The sequence below is a fragment of the Actinopolyspora lacussalsi genome (assembly GCA_030803735.1).
In the GTDB taxonomy this organism is placed as follows: domain Bacteria; phylum Actinomycetota; class Actinomycetes; order Mycobacteriales; family Pseudonocardiaceae; genus Actinopolyspora; species Actinopolyspora lacussalsi.
The window spans coordinates 1,073,966-1,091,849 of sequence record JAURUC010000001.1 but is presented as its reverse complement, the minus strand read 5'-3'; the positions used below and the strand labels follow the sequence as shown (position 1 = coordinate 1,091,849).

Here is a 17,884-nt window from a genome sequence, read left to right as displayed (position 1 = left end):
TCGGGAGGGGCAGATGCGCGCGCAGTGGTTGGTCGAAGCGGGCAGCGGTACGGCAGCGGTGTACCTGAGCATGCCGGGCCTGCACGAACTGGAGATCCGGCAGGACGGGAGCGTGCTGCGAGTGGACAGCGACCAGTTGCGACAGCTGTTGGACACGCTGTTCTGGCTGGACGAACTCCACGGTGCGGGCCTGCAGGAAGCCGCCGTCAACCTGTCCGAACAGGTGGTTGTCGGCAAGCCCTGATCGCTGTTCGTCACCCGCTCGATGCCGGTACTTCAGGAACGGGTGCAGCGGGGAGATCGTCCCGATCGAGTCCTCATCGGAGACGGAGCGGGCAAGCTCGACGGCTCAATCCGGCACGATGGTTCCGGCCAGCTCGCGTACCCGCTCCGCCAGCCGGTTCCGGTCGATCGGGGCGAAGGTGGTCCACGCCCGCCCACTGCGGATGGTTTCCTCCATCAGGTACCACCCGTTGTTGGTGGCGAAGCAGTTGGTCACCATCGGTGCCCTGGAACGGTTGCCGCGCCGGTCCATCCGCGCGGCCCCGAACTGGGCGTAGCCCACGCGTTCACCGCCCGCCATGTCCACCAGAGCGCTCGCGTCGTCGCGCCGCACCCCGCGGCGCAGCAGCGCCTCGCACATCGCCCGGTCGGAGTCCCCAGCCTCGGCCGCCGCCGCGTCGAGCTGGTCGCTGGGCACCGAGACCGCCTTGCCCGGGCCGGGGTTCGGCTCGGGGAGCACACCCACCACGGCCCGGTGCGGCGCGTCGTCGGTGCGCAGCTGGCGCAGGCGCACCACGCCGTCCTCCCGGACGGCCAGGGCCGAGCTGGCCGGGCCGTTCGCGGCCAACGCCGTACAGCGGTGTTCCCCCTCCTCGGACAGGTAGCGATACACCAGATCGAAGGAAGCCCGGTAGCGGTTCAGCGGGAAGAACACCCCGGAGACGGCGTCCTCGGCGTCCCGGTCGCCGAAACCGAGCCGACGCAGCTCGTCCCAGCTCCGCTGCTCGACGTCGCGCCGCTCCGACTCGGTGAGCCCCTCGGGCAGGACGTGCAGCGAGAGCGGCTTCGTCCCGAGCCGGAAGTGCTGCCAGGCGAGGTGGAACGCCTGTTCGGAAAGTTCGATGTTCACTCTTGCCCCCGAACGATCGCGGCGCCGGGAGGGCACCCGGCGCCGCGACACACGCTGCTGGATCCGATGGCGGGTTTCGACCGCCCGGATCAGTCCTCGCCGATCACCGGTGGAGCGACGCGCGGCAGGTCGCCGTCGAAGTAGCCGTAGTCACCCACGAGGTAACTCGGCGTCTCGTGCTCCTCGTCCTCTTCGCCCTGCTGGCCGCGACCGCGTGGCGCTCCCGCCATGCCGCCGCGACCGTTCGCCGCTCCCGAGGAGGAAGCGCCGCCCGCCGTGGCGGAACCGGTGGCCGGGCGCGCGATCCCGGACTGCCCACCGGGGCCGAGAGAACGGCCACCGAGTCCGGTGGAACCCCGACCACCCGTTCCGGAGCCGGTTCCACCGCCCGAGCCGCCCGAGAGCGAACCGAGGCCACGTATCGGGATCCGGCTGCCTGGGGCACGTCCGCTCCCGCCCGCGACGCCGGAACCGCCAGGGGCGCGGCCGCTGCCCGAACCGCTTCCGACGCCACCGCCCGGAGTGCCGGACTGCCCCGGCCGGTACCCGGAGGAGCCGCCTTCCGGCGGGCGCTGCCACGCGGATTGACTGCCCGCGGGCTGGTTGATCCCCGAACCGCCCCGGCCCGCCGACTGGCCCGAAGTGCCGGTGCCCGCCGTGCCGGTGCCGTGCGCGCCGCCCGAGGTGTCCAGCGAGCCGGTCCAGGAGCTGCGGGTGCCCGCGGCAGCGCCGCCGCTCGTGCCTCGGGAAGCGGCGAAGCCACCGACCTCGGGATTCGAGCCGGAGCGCACGCCGGTCTCGACGCCGCCGGGCGGGGGAGCGGTGAACGTCGGGGTCGCGCTGACGGTGGTCTGCGAGGCGGTGTCGTAGGATTTGAACGCCGTGACCGCGTCCTGCCGCAACTTCTCGTTGTGCGCCAACGCCTGCTCGTTGTCGGTCTTGCCGCCGGTGAGGCCCGCCCAGGCCTGCCCGAGGAAGTTCTCCTCCGGGACGGGCTTCTCCTCGGACGCGGCGGGAACGGAGGAGTACACCCTGCTGAAGGCCTGACCCTGCTCCTCCAGCCGCACCGCCTCGGCCGTGGCGTTGTCGGCCGCGACCTCGGTCCACAGCACCACCGGCGACATGGCGCCCTGCATGGCCTCCTGACCCTTGGACCGGTTCACGGCCCCGGCCCGCTTCAGCCTGTCCTTGACCTCGGTGGCGAGGTCGCGCATGTACCGCTCCTCGTCACGCCAGCGGCTGCTCTTCTCGTGGAGCGCCTCGGCGCCCTTGCCGCTGTTGACCCAGGAGCGCATCTGCTCCAGCTGTGCCCCGTCGAGGTTGGACGGTGGCAGCGTGCGTCTGTCCCCCATGATTCGGGCTCCCCTCAGGCGTTGGGCAGGTTCTTGATCGCGGCTTCGGCGAACTCGATCGTGACCGAGCATGCTTCGGGACGAGTTTGAAGGCGTACTGATCCGTTCACGAAGAGCGATCCGGAGTTCGTCACGTCTACCGCCACCATGCACCCGTACTGCTTCTCGACTTCGTAAGCGGGATAGCCAGCGATTTCCGTGCTCTCACCGCTGGGGCGCGCACTGGCGAACTCCTGCGCTGTTCTGCTCGGGTCTGCTGCTACGAACATGGCCCAGCCGCCGTCGGAGCCGGATTTACCCTTCTTGTAATCGCACCCTTGTTTGCTGTTTAGTTCTTTTTTTTCGAGTGGTTGGTCGACCCCGAGCTTGGTTGCTTGCTGCTGGGTGATGATGTCGCAGGGCTCGGAGAGGTCGAGGGATTTGGCGGGTGCGGTGCGTTCCGGCAGGCTCACTCCGGAGGTGCTGCTGGGTGCGCTCGTGCCGGTTTCGGTGGTGTCCTGCGCCGCTTGGCCGGTCTGGCCACCGCCGCATCCGACGAGCAGCAGGAGACCTGCTGCCAGGGAGATTCCTGTGGTGAGGGTGTTACGCATTCTGGATTCCCCGGTTGAAGCTGTCGGCGGCGTTGGCGTCGTCGGTGCGGGTCTGCTCGGCGCTGGAGCGCAGGCTCGCTGCGGTGTCGTTGAACACCTTCGCGAGTTTCAGGTAGTTGGGCATGTACGACCGGTCGTCCCCGGAGGCGACTTCGCCGTGGATCGCCGCGGCTCCTGTGCTGACCGGGTCGGTTCCAGGTGGAGATACGCTCGCCAATTCGCTGACCTCCCTCTGGCGGTCTTCCAATTCACTGGCCTTCTCCTCGAAGAACCCCGCCAGCGCGTCTACCTCGTCGGGGTCGACGACCATGCGCGTGTTGTCGCTGATGGCCTGGGCCAGTTCGGCCTTGGTGTTGGCGCGTTCGGCGATCCGGGCGATGTCGGCCATCTCCTTGGCGAGCCCGGCGGGGCCGGGGAACAGCGCGCTGTCGGCCACGTCCTGCATCTCGGCGTCCATCGCCGCCTGGTCCGCCGCATCCATCCCGGACTGAGCGTTCGTTCCCGAACCACTCGATTCGCCCGTACTCGACTGCCCGTTCGCCTCGTCGGCCACGCCTTCCCTCTGAAGGTCACTCGTACGTGTCATGCGCTCGCCCGGCAGCGTGATCAGTTGCCCATCGGGAACGTACCGCACCGCGCACTCCGCGTGTGCCGGGTTCAGCACATCCGGCGAAACCCCCGCCACTGGCTCGCCCGAGTGCGTGGATCGGCAGCCTGGTTGGGAAGCGGAAGCCTCGCGGTTGCGCCACCTCTCCGGCGGGCGCAGCATCGCCGGAGAGGTGGCGAGAGTTGGTGATCGGCGATGCGGGAATGGTTGCGTTGGCCCGTGCTGCGCCAGTTGACGGGCTCCGACCCGCTCGGTCGCGGGCAGGCGGCCCGCTCCGCGGCCACCGACCGCGAGCACGCCCGCACCGAGGACGCAGACGAGGTGGTCGGCTCGGTGTGCCCCTACTGCGCCGTGGGATGCGCGCAGCGCGTGTACGTGCGGGACGGGGCCGTCACCCAGATCGAGGGCGATCCCGACTCGCCGGTTAGCCGGGGCAGGCTCTGCCCGAAGGGCTCGGCCAGCCGCTCGTTGGTGACCTCGCCCGACAGGCGAACCAGGGTCGCCTACCGGCGGCCGTACGGCACCGAGTGGGAGGAACTGGACCTCGACACCGCGGTCGACATGATCGCCGAGCGGGTGATCCGCACCCGGGACGAGACCTGGCAGGAGACCGATTCGGACGGTACGCGGCTGCGCCGCACCATGGGAATCGCGAGCCTGGGCGGAGCCACGCTGGACAATGAGGAAAACTACCTCATGAAGAAGCTCTACACCGCCCTCGGAGCCATCCAGATCGAGAACCAGGCCCGCATTTGACACTCCTCCACGGTTCCCGGTCTGGGAACCTCGTTCGGCCGTGGTGGGGCCACAACCTTCCAGCAGGACCTGCGCAACTCCGACTGCGTCGTGATTCAGGGGTCCAACATGGCCGAAGCACACCCGGTCGGGTTCCAGTGGGTGATGGAAGCCAAACGGCGCGGCGCGAAGATAATTCACATCGATCCGCGATTCACCCGCACCTCGGCCATGGCCGACACGTTCGTTCCGCTACGAGCGGGCAGCGACATCGCCCTGCTCGGCGGGCTGATCAACCACGTGCTGCGGGGTGGGCACTACTTCCACGAGTACGTGGCCGCCTACACCAACGCGGCCACGATCGTCGACGAGTCCTACGCCGACACCGAGGACCTCGACGGTGTGTTCTCCGGTTTCACCGGAAGCAGTTACGACCAGAGCAGTTGGTACTACCAAGGGGCGCGGATCAACCCGGCCGCGGGCGAGCGTGACCAGTGGGACGGCGTCTTCGGTTCACCCGATCCCGACCGAGCGGCTTCGGAGGGGGAGTCGACACCTCGCGGGGAACCGGAGACCGATCCGAGCCTGACCCATCCGCGCTGCGTGTTCCAGATCCTCAAGCGCCACTTCGCCCGCTACACCCCGGAGCTCGTGGAACAGCTGTGTGGCATCGACCAGCGGCGATTCCACGAGGTCGCCGAGGCGCTGGTCGCCAACTCCGGAAGGGAGCGCACCACCGCCTTCGCCTACGCGGTGGGCTGGACCCACCACACGGTGGGGGTGCAGTACATCCGGGCTGCCTCCATTCTGCAGCTGTTGCTCGGCAACATCGGCAGACCCGGCGGTGGGATTCTCGCGCTGCGGGGTCACGCCAGCATCCAGGGCTCGACAGACATCCCCACCCTATTCGACCTGCTGCCCGGCTACATCCCGATGCCGCAGGCACACCCGAACCTCTCGCTGGACGGGTTCGTGGCCACCAACGCCGCCGACAAGGGGTACTGGGGCAACATCCGCGACTACGTCGTCAGCCTGCTCAAAGCCTGGTGGGGCGAGTACGCCACCGCCGAGAACGATTTCCGGTTCGACCACCTGCCCCGGCTCACCGGTGACCACGGCAGTTTCCGCACCGTGATCGACCAGATCGAGGGCAGGGTGCGCGGCTACTTCGTCATCGGCGAGAACCCGGCCGTGGGCACCGCCAACGCGCACCAGCAGCGCATGGGGCTGGCCAGTCTGGACTGGCTGGTGGTGCGCGATCTGAACATGATCGAAACCGCCACGTTCTGGAAGAACGGGCCGGAGATCGACAACGGTGAGACCACGCCGCCCGAGATCGGCACCGAGGTGTTCTTCCTGCCCGCGGCCGCGCACACCGAGAAGGACGGTACGTTCACCAACACCCAGCGCATGCTGCAGTGGCACCACAAGGCCGTCGAACCTGCCGAGGACCAGCGCAGCGACCTGTGGTTCTTCTACCACCTGGGACTGCGGATCAAGTCCAAGCTCGCGGCCCGACGGCTCGAACGCGACGCGGACCAGCGCGAACGCGACCGCCCCGTCCTGGAACTGACCTGGGACTATCCCACCGAGGGAGACATCGCCGAACCCAGCGCGGACGCCGTGCTCCGCGAGATCAACGGCACCGATGTCGAGGGACGGGCGCTGTCCTCCTTCACCCGGTTGCGTTCCGACGGCTCCACGCGCTCGGGGTGCTGGATCTACTGCGGCGTCTACGCGGGTGAGATCAATCGGGCCGCCAGGCGGGAACCGGGTGAGCGGCAGTCCTGGGTCGCCCCCGAGTGGGGCTGGGCCTGGCCCGCCAACCGGCGGATCCTGTACAACCGCGCCGCCGCGGATCCGCAGGGCAGACCGTGGAGCGAACGCAAGGCCTACGTCTGGTGGGACGCAGAACAGCGGTGCTGGACCGGCCACGACGTGCCCGATTTCGAGGCGACCAAACCCCCCGACTACCTGCCGGACCCCGACGCACACGGCCCTGACGCGCTGCGCGGCACCGACCCCTTCGTCATGCAGGGCGACGGGCTCGGCTGGTTGTACGCACCCGCCGGACTGCGCGACGGGCCGTTGCCCACCCACTACGAACCGCAGGAATCACCGCTGCGCAACACGCTGCACTCCACGCAGCGAAACCCCGCGCGGCAGCTGTACCACCGCCCGGAGAACCGGTATCAACCCAGCGGTGCCGAACCGGGAGCGGAGGTGTTTCCCTACGTGTTCACCACCTTCCGGCTCACCGAGCACCACACGGCGGGCGGGATGAGTCGGTGGTTGCCGCACCTGGCCGAGCTGGCCCCGGCCATGTTCTTCGAACTCTCCCCGGAACTGGCGGCCGAGCGCGAGCTGGTTCACCTCGGCTGGGCCACGGTGATCACCGCACGCGGAGCGATCGAGGGACGCGTGCTGATCACGCAGCGGATCCGTCCGTTGCGTTCGAACGGCAGGACACTGCACCAGATCGGCATCCCCTGGCACTGGGGTCCCAACGGGTTGACCACCGGTGACGCCGCGAACGAGTTGCTCGGGGTCGCGCTCGACCCCACCGTGCACATCATGGAGACCAAAGCGGGCACCTGCGACATCCGTCCCGGCAGCAGACCACGCGGTGCGGAACTCGAGACGCTGCTCGCCACCTACCGCGCACGGGCGGGCATCACCGAGGACACCGGCACCGACGACCCGCCTTCGGCGGCGGATGCCCGGTACCAGGACGCGAGCGACACCGACGGAGGTGAGGATGAGTCCTGACGGCGCTGCCGAACACCCGCTGTTCGGACTCGCACGTGCTGCACAGCCCGGTGGCGACGCTGGTACCTCCGCGTCCGGGGCCGCAGCCGCTCCGGCGGGAGGCAACCGGCTCAGCGGCCCGCTGGATGATCCCAGCGCCGAGGCGGGCTACTCGGAGCGGCATCCCGAGCGGATGGGGTTTTTCACCGACACCAGCGTGTGCATCGGGTGCAAGGCGTGCGAGGTCGCCTGCAAGGAGTGGAACCTGCTGGAAGAGGACGGGCTGGATCTGACCGGCATGTCCTACGACAACACCACCGACCTCGGTGCCACCACGTGGCGGCACGTGGCCTTCGTCGAACAGCGGATCGACCCTTCCACGCGTGCCCGCGTGGATATCGGGATGCCCGGTGTGGGAGCCCCGAACACGCTCGAGGAAGAGGCCGCGGACTCCGAGGCCACCGAGGTGCGTTGGCTGATGTCCTCGGACGTGTGCAAGCACTGCACCCATGCGGCTTGTCTGGACGTGTGTCCGACGGGAGCGTTGATCCGCAGCGAGTACGGCACGGTCGTGGTGCAGGACGACGTGTGCAACGGGTGTGGTTACTGCGTTCCCGCCTGCCCCTACGGTGTGATCGACATCCATCCCGACAACGGCGGAGCGTTCAAGTGCACGTTGTGCCAGGACCGGCTCGGTTCGGGACTCGCTCCGGCGTGTGCCACCGCATGTCCCACCGAGTCCATTCAGTACGGCCCGCTCGACCAGTTGCGGCAGCGGGCCGAGCAACGCCTCGAACAGCTGCACGAGCAGGGGATGACCGAGGCCAGGCTCTACGGGCAGGACCCCACCGACGGTGTGGGGGGTGACGGGGCGTTCTTCCTGCTGTTGGACGAGCCCGAGGTCTACGGTCTGCCACCGGACCCGGTGGTCACCACCCGGGATCTGCCCGCCATGGCCGCACACGCCGCGATCGCCGCCGCTACGGCCGCGTTGACCGTAGCGGCCTGTTTCCTGGGAGGTCGTCGTTGAAGGCGCGAGCGGACCGCGGTGCGAGTGCGGAGGGCTCCGACCGGAGTGCGGGAGACGAAGCGCGGGAGCCGTTTCGCTCGTACTACGGCAGGCCGATCATCAAGGAACCGACCTGGAAGGTTCCCGACGTGCCCGCCTATCTCTATCTGGGAGGCATGGCGGGCGCCTCGTCCGTCATGGGGGCCCTCGCCCAGCTACGTGGGTATTCCCGGCTGCGCCGGGTCGGGTTGCTCTGTGCGGCGGGAGGCTCCGGTGCCAGTGTGCTGGCGCTCATTCACGATCTCGGCCGGCCGCGACGGTTCCTGAACATGTTGCGCGTGTTCAAACCCACCTCGCCGTTGAGCGTGGGATCCTGGATCCTCGCTCCGTTCTCCGCGCTCAGCGGTGCCGTCGCGATCTCCGAGATCACCGGGTTCGCTCGTCCTCTCGCCAGGGTGACGGCCGGATTCGCAGCGGTACTGGCTCCGGCGATGACGACCTACACGGCGGTGCTGCTCGCCGACACAGCGGTGCCCGGCTGGCACGAGACTCGTCGTGAGCTTCCCTTCGTATTCGCTTTCAGTTCGGTGGCGGCGGCCGGTGCGCTGGGAACGGGATTGGCACCGCGGTCGGAGGCCGCTCCGGCGCGGCGAATGGCCGTGCTCGGGTCCCTCGGCGAACTGCTCGCGAGCCGAGTGTTGGAACAGCGGGCCGGCAGGATCGCCGAGGCTTACCGCACGGGCAGGGCGGGCACTACGTTGCGAACGGCTCGCGTGCTGGCAGCGGGATGCGCCCTCGGTGCGCTGTTCGCTCGGCGCAGCGGGAGCGTGGCGGTGCTGGTGGGTGTCAGTGGCACCGCCGCGTCGGCCGCCACTCGTTATGGGGTGTTCGAAGCGGGGCGGGAGACGGCTCGGGATCCCTACTACACGGTGGTGCCGCAGCGACAGGACAGCCGATCCGAGCAGTGACGGTGGCACCGCTGCCTCGTTTTCCCCTTGGGTAGTCGCGTGCGCTGCGAGAAGCACGGAGATACCGGAGGATGGGGCGAACAGCCACAGCCGTCCCGTCGGTTGCTCCGACAACCGTAGCGGGTGCCAGCGAGGGAGGCGGAGATCATGCCGACTACGCCAGGCGGATTACACCACGTGACCGCGATCGCTACGGATCCACAGCGCAACGCGGATTTCTACCGAACCGCACTGGGGCTGCGGCTGGTCAAACGGACCGTCAACTTCGACGCTCCGGACACCTATCACCTCTACTTCGGGGGTGAATCGGGTCAGCCCGGGACACTGATCACCTTCTTCCCCTGGCCCGCGGCGCCGCGTGGACGTCGTGGTGCCGGGCAGACCACGACCGTTGCCTTCTCCGTTCCGCAGCATTCGCTGGGGTGGTGGCAGCAGCATCTCGACGGTCTCGAGGTGAACGTCGGCACCCCCACCAGCAGGTCGAGCGAGGAGACCCTGACGGTCGCCGATCCGGACGGTCTGTTGATCGAGCTGGTCGGGCATCCCGAGGCGGACTCCCGCGCGCCCTGGGAGGAAGGACCCATCCCGCCCGAGTACGCCATACGGGGACTCCACTCGGTCACCGTGACGGAAATCGGGCATGAGCACACCGCTGAGCTGTTGACCGAGACCATGGGGTTCCGACTCGTGGAGGAGTCCGGCGCGCGGTTCCGATTCGCCACGGGTGCCGGTGGCTCCGGCGCGATGGTGGACGTGCTGTGCAGCCCCGAAGCCCCGCTGGGGATGGTCGCGGCCGGTACCGTGCACCATATCGCCTGGCGTGCTTCCGACGACGCCGAACAGGTCGACTGGCGGAACACGCTGCTGGATCAGGGGCTCGACGTGACCCCGGTGCTGGATCGTCGCTACTTCCACTCCATCTACTTCCGCGAACCCGGTGGCGTGTTGTTCGAGATCGCCACCGATCCACCGGGTTTCACCGTCGACGAGCCGTTGATGGAGTTGGGCAGGGCGTTGAAACTCCCTCCGTGGCTGGAGCCCTCCCGCGCCGAGATCGAGCAGGTGCTGCCCACGCTCAGGGTTCCCGCTCCGGACGAGGAGATCACTTTCACGCCCCCACCCGCGCAGCGCACGAGGTGAACGATGCCGCGCGGTTTTCCGGCGGTCGTTCTCGACGACGGCCTCCTGGGGTCGGACGCGAGTTGACCACCTCCCGCGAAGCGCCGATGTTCCGGATTCGGCCGCCGGCTCGGAACAGGTCGGGGAGGGAGAGGTGATGAACGGTACGAGCACACGAACCGAACGGGAACCGCACTGGCCCGAACTGCGGGTCGAGGACTGGAGCGATACCCGCGACACCCTGCACATGTGGTTACAGCTGGTCGGGAAAATCAAGCTGGCCTGCCAACCGATGATCAACCACTGGTGGCAGGTGCCGCTCTACGTCTCGGCTCGTGGTCTGACCACTGACTCGGTCCCGTACTACGACGATGTGTTCGACATCGAGTTCGACTTCCACGAGCACAGGTTGCTGATCCGTCGCAGTGACGGTGGGCGACGTGAGATCGCTCTTACCGCCAGAACCGTTGCCGACTTCTACCGGGAGACGATGGCGGCGCTGGACGAACTCGGAATACGGCTCACGGTGAGCCGTACCCCGAACGAGGTGGTGCGGGCCCTGCCCTTCGACACCGACACCGAGCACGCCTCCTACGAACCGGACAAGGCGTGGTTGTTCTGGCGGCAGTTGTTGTGTGCGCACCGGGTGTTCAGCGATTTCAGGTCGCGCTTCATCGGCAAGGTGAGCCCGGTGCACTTCTTCTGGGGAGCCATGGATCTGGCCGTGACCCGTTTCTCCGGACGTGCGGCACCTCGTCACCCGGGTGGGGCTCCCAACTGTGGCGACTGGGTCATGGTCGAGGGCTACTCGCACGAGCTCAGCAGTTGCGGTTTCTGGCCGGGAGGCGGAGCCGAGGGCGCGTTCTATGCCTACGCCTACCCGGAGCCACCGGGATTCGACCGTTACCCGGTCGGTCCGGCGGCGGCCCATTTCGAGCAGGGCGAGTTCCTGCTGCCCTACGAGGACGTTCGAACCGCGTCCTCACCGGAGCGGATGCTCGCGGAGTTCCTGCGCACCACCTACGAAGCCGCGGCCGAATGCGGTGGTTGGGACCGCCGGGCGTTGGAGGACGACCCGAAGCGACGAGCCTCCCCGCGGTGATCCCGGTTCGCCGTGCTGCCTCGTCTTCGATATCGATTTCGCGGAACGGATGAGGTGACTATGAGTGTCCAGGAATTCCCGGCACCGAGCGAGGGAATGCTGCTGACCCACTTTCTCACGGTCAGCGACGTGAGCCGCTCGCGCGCTTTCTACCGGGATGTCGTCGGCGGCCGAGTGGTGCTCGAGGAGAATCCGTGCACGCTAAGTGTGGCCAACAGTTGGTTGATCATGAATCCCGGAGGCGGTCCCACTCCGGACAAGCCGGAAACCACGTTGCGTCCGCCGGCCGACGGAGATCCGGTGTCCTGTTTCCTCAACATACGCGTCGCCGATATCTGGGCCGTTTATCGTGACTGGAGCGAGCGGGGAGCCGAATTCCTGACTCCTCCGGTGGATCGGGGGGCCGAGCTGCGTTGTTATCTGCGCGACCCGGACGGTTATCTCATCGAAGTCGGCCAGGCCACGGGGATGCTTCGGGGTAGATTCGCCGATCCCCCGCCGACGTGATCAGTTCCCCGAGGGCGAACCGCTACCTGCGTCTGTCGATGTGGATGTCCCAAACCGTCCACCCGATTCCGAGCGCGACGAAACCCGACAGCAACAGCAGCACGATCATCTCCATCGGTGCCTCCTCGGTACGCTGGTGCGCACGCGGCGAACCAGCCGTTTTCCGGCGGATTTCCTCGACGGTGGTTCAAGCGTGTTTCACTCACTCGTTCGAGTCAAGTGGATGTCATTCGGGTGTTCGGGTCCGTTTTGGATCGTCCTTCGGTTTCTGCTACTGCGTGTTGCCTCGATTTCTATCGGGAAGGTGGGACTGTTGTGTGACGAGCCGTTGAATACGAACAGTGAACTGTTGATTTTCGTGTTTTAATCACACGCGGTAACTCCGTTGTGTGGTGTCATTCTTTTGGGGGAGATATATGGCGGGAATGAGTGTCGACTCCCGATGTCGGCGATTCGGAGTAAACTGTGGTCGAGGGTTCACCCTTAGTGAGATCGAAACGATCCACGAATCGGATTCGGAAGGTGTGTGAGAGCGGACTCAGAAGCCGCCGGTCATAGGTGTGAACGCGCGGAAACGGACACGATGAATCATGTTCGCAGAACAGTTGCCCTGTCTCGCGGCGGCACTACAGCTGGCCGTCGCGTTACCCCGGGAATGGGTGGGTATCGCTGCCGTCGCCGTGGGAACGACACTGGCCGCGATTTTCGGTATCCGACTCCTCATTACGCGATCAGCGGCCAACGATCGCGCTGACGACGACAGTGAGACGAAGTCACGAAGCCCGCCCCGCCGTCGGATCACGGTGCCGCCCCCAGTCCGCCGCGTCGAGGAAAGGACCGGTCGATGACGAACACGACCCGCCGGAGCGAGCGAAGCGAACCAACGGGTCAATCACAACAGCACACACCGTCCGCACCGGATCCCGGACAGCGTTGGCGAGTGGTTTCCGCGCGACGTGCGCGGCGGGCCGACGTGCTGTCCCGACTCCGCACCGGCACGGCACTGGCGGCGGGAAGACTCGCCACGACCACCTCCAGAAGCCTGCGGCTGGGAAGCGGCGGCATCATCGGAGGCCGAGTGGCACTGGCGTTGCAACCGGATCTGCTCACACGACTGGTCGTGGACAAACGAATCGTGGTGATCACCGGCACCAACGGCAAGACCACCACCACCCACATGGTGGCCCAGGCGCTGCGTGCCGGTGGGGCCTCGGTCAGCAACGCCACCGGGGCCAACATGCTCGACGGCCACGTCGCCGCCCTGATGGCCGAGCCACGAGCGCCGTATGCCGCGTTGGAGGTCGACGAGCTGCATCTGGCCCAGCTGACCGACCGATTCCAGCCCTCGGTGATTCTGCTGCTCAACCTCAGCCGTGACCAGCTCGATCGTGTCGGGGAGATTCGCAGCGTGGAGTCCAGCCTGCGGCGCGCGCTGCGGCAGGCACCGGGTGCACGGGTGGTCGCCAACGCCGACGACCCCAACATCGTCTCGGTCGCGGCCGACCATCCCCACGTGACCTGGGTCTCGGGCGGCTGCCGTTGGAAACACGACGCGCTCAACTGCCCCAGGTGCGGGGCCTTCCTCGGGGAACTCGACCAGTCGTGGGAGTGCGTGTGCGGGTTGCGCAGGCCCCACGCCGACTGGACGGTCGACGCGGGCGGGCTCACCGCTCCGGACGGGGCGAGCGAGCAACTATCCCTGCCGTTGCCCGGGCAGGTCAATCGGGTCAACGCCACTTTCGCGCTCGCGGCCGCCGCGGCGTTGGACATACCCCGCGCCGAGGCGCTCGACCGTATCCGTCGACTGCGCGATGCCAGCGGCCGATACGAACACACGACCATGGCCGGACACGACGTGCGGCTGTTGCTGGCGAAGAACCCGGCCAGCTGGCTCGAGATGCTCGACCTGGTGGCCGAGAACGACCGCCCGCTGATCCTGGTCGTCAACAGCAGGCAGGCCGACGGACACGACGTCTCCTGGTTGTGGGACATCGAGTTCGAGCGGCTGGCTGGAAGGAAGGTCGTCGTCACGGGGGAGCGGGCGCTGGATCTGGCCGTCCGACTGCGTTACGCGGAAGTGAACTGCGAAATCGCCACGAACGTGCAGCGAGCACTGCACAGTGCCACCATCGGGGACTCGGCCGATTCGGTCGAGATCATCGCCAACTACACTGCTTTCCGGGACCTGTTCGCGAAGAGGCAACAACATTGACCGACGATTCGGCGATCCGCATCGCACTCGTGGTGCCCGACCTGCTGGGTACCTACGGGGATCGGGGAAACGCCCTGGTACTCGCGCAACGGCTTCGCTGGAGAGGTTATCGCGCCGAGATCGTGACCGTGTTGTCCTCGGCCGAAACCCTGCCCGAGTCCTGCGACATCTATCTGCTCGGTGGTGGCGAGGACGTCGCGCAACAGGCCGCGGTGAACTTCCTGGCACGTGGTGACGGACTCCGGCGGGCCGTGAACGCGGGGGCGGTCGTGCTCGGGGTCTGTGGTGGGTTGCAAGTGCTGGGCACCAGCTTCACCACCGGTGACGGCACCACTCAGCACGGACTGGGACTCATCGACATCTCCACCGAGCCCGGTCCCAACCGGGCCATCGGCGAACTGAGCACGCGCTCCGAGGAGCACGGTCTGGGGCTGCTCACCGGCTTCGAGAACCACCTCGGCAGGAGCACGGTCGGTCCGGCGGCCCGTCCACTGGGACGTGTGCTGCACGGCATCGGCAACGGCTCCGAGGACACCGAGGGGGCTGTCAGCGGGCGTGTCGTGTGCACCTATCTGCACGGCCCGGCGCTGGCGCGGAATCCGGCGTTGGCGGACACGATGCTGTCCTGGGCGGTAGGGGAGCCGTTGTCCGAACTGGCTCCTTTCCCGGAACTCACCGAGCTGCGGACCGAACGGGCGCGAGCCGCGGGATGACCGCACGCGTCGGGCCGGGTAACCTCGCTTCTCCTTCTGCGAGAGCCTCCTGGCGTCCGAGTGGTAGCCGAGCAGGATCCCCGGCAAGCCGTGACTTCAGACGTTTCCTCGAAGTCGGAAAGCACATTCCGTGCGGGTGGGGTCGCGGTCAGGGTGGGTTACGCCTGGTGGGTTTCGATGCGGGTGTGGGTGAGGTTGTGGAGGAGCGGCCGCAGCCGGGTGCTCAAGGGCTGTGTCAGTCGCAGGGTGACGTGTTTGTGGTGGGCGCGGGCATGCTGGTCGAGGGCGTGGATGACGCGGGGGTCGAGGATGTCGAGGCCGCGGTCGTTGATCAGGAGGTTGTGGGCTCGGGTGTGCTCCAGCGCGGCGGTGAACAGGTTGGCGCAGGGTAGGTCCAGCACCCCGGTCAGGGCGAGGCGGGTGTCGTATTCGTTGTCGGTGTGTTCGTCAGTGCTTTCGGCGTAGAGGCGGAAGGGACTGGCGGTGGGCGTGGTTACCGGGTGCAGGCAGGCCATCTCGGCGACAGCGGCGCTGCCGAGCTCGGTGAGGTTGTAGGCGCACAGTGCGGTCACGGGTTCGGTGCTGATCACGTGGTCGCACAGGTATTCGTAGTAGGCGAAGGCCGCGCGCTGGTCGGGGGTGGTGACCATGGCTGTGGCGTTGACGATGGCCCGAAAACCGGTGTAGCCGGCGGCGAGCGCCTTCTCGGCGGAGGTGAGGCGGGCGTCCATGGCCGCTTCGGCGTCGACGATCCCCCCGTCGCTGGTGGGGTAGAACTCTTCGATGGTTGCGACGCTCATCGCGCCCGTTTCCATCGCTGGGCCGAGGATCTCGTCGGCGGCGAGTTGTGCCCGTAACCGCGAGGCGGGGGCGTGGTCCACGTATTCGATCCGGTACCCGTGGCTGAGTCCGTCCCGGACGTACTCGCGGGCGCGGGTGCGAAACTCCTCGTGGTCTCGGAAGATCCAGCATTCGTGCCCGTCCGGAACAGGGGCACCCGCGGTGGTGACTTCGCCGGTCGTTCGCCGGCTCGGCGGTGTGATGGTCGGTGTGCGGGGCATCGTGTCGGGATCGTCGGGCGCGGGTTGGGTTTCGATGGGGTGCGGGCGGCTCCCCGCCTCCTTGCGGGCCGCGAGGGTGGGGGGACGCTGGATCAGAGCGCGCAGCTCGGCAGCGGGGACGCCTGCCGCGAACAGGAAGCCCTGGTAGTCGGTGAATCCGATTCGCGCCAGCTGGTAGAGCTGGCCGGTGGTTTCCACTCCTTCGGCCACGCAAGTCATGTTCCGGGCCTGGGCGATGCTCAGGGCAGCGCCGGCGATGGCGGCATCGACCGCTTCCCGCTCCAGACCGGCCACGAAGGTGCGGTCGAGTTTGAGGATCTGGACGGGAAGTTCCTTGAGGCGTTCCAAGGACGAATAGCCGGTGCCGAAGTCGTCCAGGGCGAACCGCACGCCCCGCTCCGCGAGTTCGTGCATGGCTGTCAGGGTGGCCGGGGCGAGATCGAGCAGGTCGGTTTCGGTGATCTCCAGGACGAGCCGGTGCCAATCCAGCCCGGTCGCGGGCACGATCCGTTCGATCTGCGCTGCGAAATCGGGCTCGTGCAGCAGCGTGCTACTGAGATTGACCGTCACCGCCACGGGCCGCCCCTGTTGGTCGGGCCAGATTGCCGCTTCACGCGCGGCGGCGCTCAAAACCCACCGGTCGAGTTCGGAGACCAGGTGGGCGTTGCGAGCGGCGGGCAGGACCGTCCCCGGCGACAGCAGGCCGTGCTGCGGATGCGGCCAACGCAGCAGCGCTTCCGCGCTGTGCACGCGGCCGGTGGGGTCGACGATGGGCTGGTAGTGCAGCGTCAGCTCATCGCGAGCCAGCGCCTGGCGCAGTTCCTGTTCGAAGTTGGCCTCGCGTTCCAGCGATGTGCTCAAGCCGGCATTGGCGCGGAAAACATGTCCGGTGCCGTGGTCTTTGGCCTGGTACATGGCCACCTCGGCCAATCGCAGTAGCTCCTCGGGCCGCTCAACCCCGGGATCGCTCGTGGTGGCGATTCCGATCGAGGCGGAGACCGCGATCAAATGGTCTTCCCGTGCCATATTCGTGCGCAGCAGCACCGAGATCCTCTCGGCCAGCTCCAGCGGCCCGCCGTGGGCGGCCACGTCCGGGCATACGATGAGGAATTCGTCGCCGGAATGCCGTGCCGCCGCGCACTCCGACGGCAACCCCTGCTGCAATCGTTGTGCCAGCCGCACCAGCAGATCGTCTCCGGCCGTGTGCCCCAGCGTGTCGTTGATGCGCTTGAAGTTGTCGAGATCGCAGAACAGCACAGCGCCCTCACGCTGTCCCTCGTCGGACAGCTGCTGGTCCAGTAGGCGGCGCACGCCTTTGCGGTTGAGCAGCCCGGTCAGCTCGTCATGTTCGGTCTCGGCGTGGAGGGCCTGCGTGTAGTGGTGACGTTGCCCGACATCGATGAAGGCCACCAGCCACACACCGGCCCACCCCTCGTACGCCAGGAACGTGGCGTGCACATCGCAAAACACCGTCCGCCCCTCGGCACACCGCAACCGTCGCTGATGACGCGTCAACCCGTCGCCACCGCGGTCCGTGCCGACACCACCGGCATACGCCGTGAGAGTGCTGCCGCGGTCATGTGGTGAGAGCAACTCCATCGACGAGCGCCGGACAAGGTTCTCGTGGGTGCGGCCCAGCAGCGCACACAGCGACTCGTTGACCGCCAACACACGCTCGTTTTCATCCAGCACCGCCATCGCCGTCGGCAGAGCCTGGAACAACGTGTCACTGCTCATCTGCAATACCCTGCGCATCGCGCTCCTCTCGGTTCACGCCCACCAGGCGCCGGCCATCGAAGACATCCTTGGCCAGTACCTGCGCACAGTCGGTATGCAGCCGTTCACCAGCCGTCTTGTCCGCAAGGATAGAGAGAGATTCCGAGATCTACCAGCATCGGAAGCAACTCATCGCGGGAACTTCCGACGTGGGATACGACCGCGGGACGGTATCCAGGGTTCGCTTCCGGTAGGTTCTCCGGCGCCCGTGTACGCCGCTTACCAACCTCGTGGCAACTTCACGATCGCGTAC

General features: G+C 67.4%; 14 protein-coding genes. 9 read left to right on the top strand and 5 right to left on the bottom strand.

All coding sequences use genetic code 11. From position 1 onward, the window contains the following. Positions 1–13: 13 nt before the first annotated feature. Positions 14–244, top strand: coding sequence for a hypothetical protein (locus tag J2S53_RS04790; RefSeq protein WP_456239936.1), 231 nt, complete (start codon positions 14–16; stop codon positions 242–244). A 105-nt stretch (positions 245–349) separates the two neighbouring features. Here the strand turns inward: J2S53_RS04790 and J2S53_RS04785 are convergent, their stop codons facing one another. The 4 genes from J2S53_RS04785 to J2S53_RS04770 form a co-directional block, all read right to left on the bottom strand. Further along, complete coding sequence (locus J2S53_RS04785) at positions 350–1,132, bottom strand: ESX secretion-associated protein EspG (protein ID WP_456239935.1); 783 nt, start codon at positions 1,130–1,132, stop codon at positions 350–352. 89 nt (positions 1,133–1,221) lie between these two features. Beyond that, positions 1,222–2,484: a hypothetical protein gene (locus J2S53_RS04780; protein WP_456239934.1), complete on the bottom strand. Its 1,263-nt coding sequence runs from the start codon at positions 2,482–2,484 to the stop codon at positions 1,222–1,224. A gap of 14 nt (positions 2,485–2,498) precedes the next feature. Further along, entirely contained in the window at positions 2,499–3,074 is a 576-nt protein-coding gene (locus tag J2S53_RS04775; RefSeq protein ID WP_456239933.1) for a DUF3558 domain-containing protein, read from the bottom strand. Further along, positions 3,067–3,708: a hypothetical protein gene (locus J2S53_RS04770; protein WP_456239932.1), complete on the bottom strand. Its 642-nt coding sequence runs from the start codon at positions 3,706–3,708 to the stop codon at positions 3,067–3,069. The genes J2S53_RS04775 and J2S53_RS04770 overlap by 8 nt, the downstream gene beginning before the upstream one ends. A 168-nt stretch (positions 3,709–3,876) precedes the next feature. Between J2S53_RS04770 and fdh the strand changes: the two genes are divergently transcribed. The 8 genes from fdh to J2S53_RS04730 all read left to right on the top strand — a co-directional run bounded on the left by fdh (position 3,877) and on the right by J2S53_RS04730 (position 14,794). Beyond that, positions 3,877–7,185: a formate dehydrogenase gene (gene fdh, locus J2S53_RS04765; protein WP_456239931.1), complete on the top strand. Its 3,309-nt coding sequence runs from the start codon at positions 3,877–3,879 to the stop codon at positions 7,183–7,185. Next, positions 7,175–8,194, top strand: a complete 1,020-nt coding sequence (locus J2S53_RS04760; RefSeq protein ID WP_456239930.1) for a 4Fe-4S dicluster domain-containing protein — start codon at positions 7,175–7,177, stop codon at positions 8,192–8,194. The genes fdh and J2S53_RS04760 overlap by 11 nt, the downstream gene beginning before the upstream one ends. Then, positions 8,191–9,141: an NrfD/PsrC family molybdoenzyme membrane anchor subunit gene (nrfD, locus tag J2S53_RS04755; RefSeq protein WP_456239929.1), complete on the top strand. Its 951-nt coding sequence runs from the start codon at positions 8,191–8,193 to the stop codon at positions 9,139–9,141. The genes J2S53_RS04760 and nrfD overlap by 4 nt, the downstream gene beginning before the upstream one ends. A 147-nt stretch (positions 9,142–9,288) precedes the next feature. Beyond that, positions 9,289–10,281 (top strand): ring-cleaving dioxygenase, encoded by a 993-nt coding sequence (locus J2S53_RS04750; protein WP_130467298.1) that lies wholly within the window; start codon positions 9,289–9,291, stop codon positions 10,279–10,281. 136 nt (positions 10,282–10,417) lie between these two features. Continuing rightward, entirely contained in the window at positions 10,418–11,362 is a 945-nt protein-coding gene (locus tag J2S53_RS04745) for a DUF5996 family protein (RefSeq protein ID WP_456239928.1), read from the top strand. Between the two features lie 60 nt (positions 11,363–11,422). Next, positions 11,423–11,869 (top strand): VOC family protein, encoded by a 447-nt coding sequence (locus tag J2S53_RS04740; protein WP_456239927.1) that lies wholly within the window; start codon positions 11,423–11,425, stop codon positions 11,867–11,869. Positions 11,870–12,713: 844 nt separating this feature from the next. Continuing rightward, on the top strand, positions 12,714–14,081 hold the full coding sequence (locus J2S53_RS04735) for a MurT ligase domain-containing protein (RefSeq protein ID WP_456239926.1): 1,368 nt from the start codon (positions 12,714–12,716) through the stop codon (positions 14,079–14,081). Next, positions 14,078–14,794 carry a type 1 glutamine amidotransferase gene (locus tag J2S53_RS04730; protein ID WP_456239925.1) on the top strand — a complete coding sequence of 239 codons (717 nt, stop codon included), beginning with the start codon at positions 14,078–14,080 and terminating at the stop codon, positions 14,792–14,794. The genes J2S53_RS04735 and J2S53_RS04730 overlap by 4 nt, the downstream gene beginning before the upstream one ends. Before the next feature lie 158 nt (positions 14,795–14,952). Here the strand turns inward: J2S53_RS04730 and J2S53_RS04725 are convergent, their stop codons facing one another. After that, entirely contained in the window at positions 14,953–17,610 is a 2,658-nt protein-coding gene (locus tag J2S53_RS04725) for an EAL domain-containing protein (RefSeq protein WP_456239924.1), read from the bottom strand. Positions 17,611–17,884 lie beyond the last annotated feature (274 nt).

Bases quoted from the DNA above. Each gene is read 5' to 3' on its own strand.
- J2S53_RS04790 (WP_456239936.1), top strand. From the start codon at position 14: ATGCGCGCGCAGTGGTTGGTCGAAGCGGGCAGCGGTACGGCAGCGGTG.
- J2S53_RS04780 (WP_456239934.1), bottom strand. From the start codon at position 2,484: ATGGGGGACAGACGCACGCTGCCACCGTCCAACCTCGACGGGGCACAG.
- J2S53_RS04775 (WP_456239933.1), bottom strand. From the start codon at position 3,074: ATGCGTAACACCCTCACCACAGGAATCTCCCTGGCAGCAGGTCTCCTG.
- J2S53_RS04760 (WP_456239930.1), top strand. From the start codon at position 7,175: ATGAGTCCTGACGGCGCTGCCGAACACCCGCTGTTCGGACTCGCACGT.
- J2S53_RS04750 (WP_130467298.1), top strand. From the start codon at position 9,289: ATGCCGACTACGCCAGGCGGATTACACCACGTGACCGCGATCGCTACG.
- J2S53_RS04745 (WP_456239928.1), top strand. From the start codon at position 10,418: ATGAACGGTACGAGCACACGAACCGAACGGGAACCGCACTGGCCCGAA.
- J2S53_RS04740 (WP_456239927.1), top strand. From the start codon at position 11,423: ATGAGTGTCCAGGAATTCCCGGCACCGAGCGAGGGAATGCTGCTGACC.
- J2S53_RS04735 (WP_456239926.1), top strand. From the start codon at position 12,714: ATGACGAACACGACCCGCCGGAGCGAGCGAAGCGAACCAACGGGTCAA.
- J2S53_RS04725 (WP_456239924.1), bottom strand. From the start codon at position 17,610: ATGCGCAGGGTATTGCAGATGAGCAGTGACACGTTGTTCCAGGCTCTG.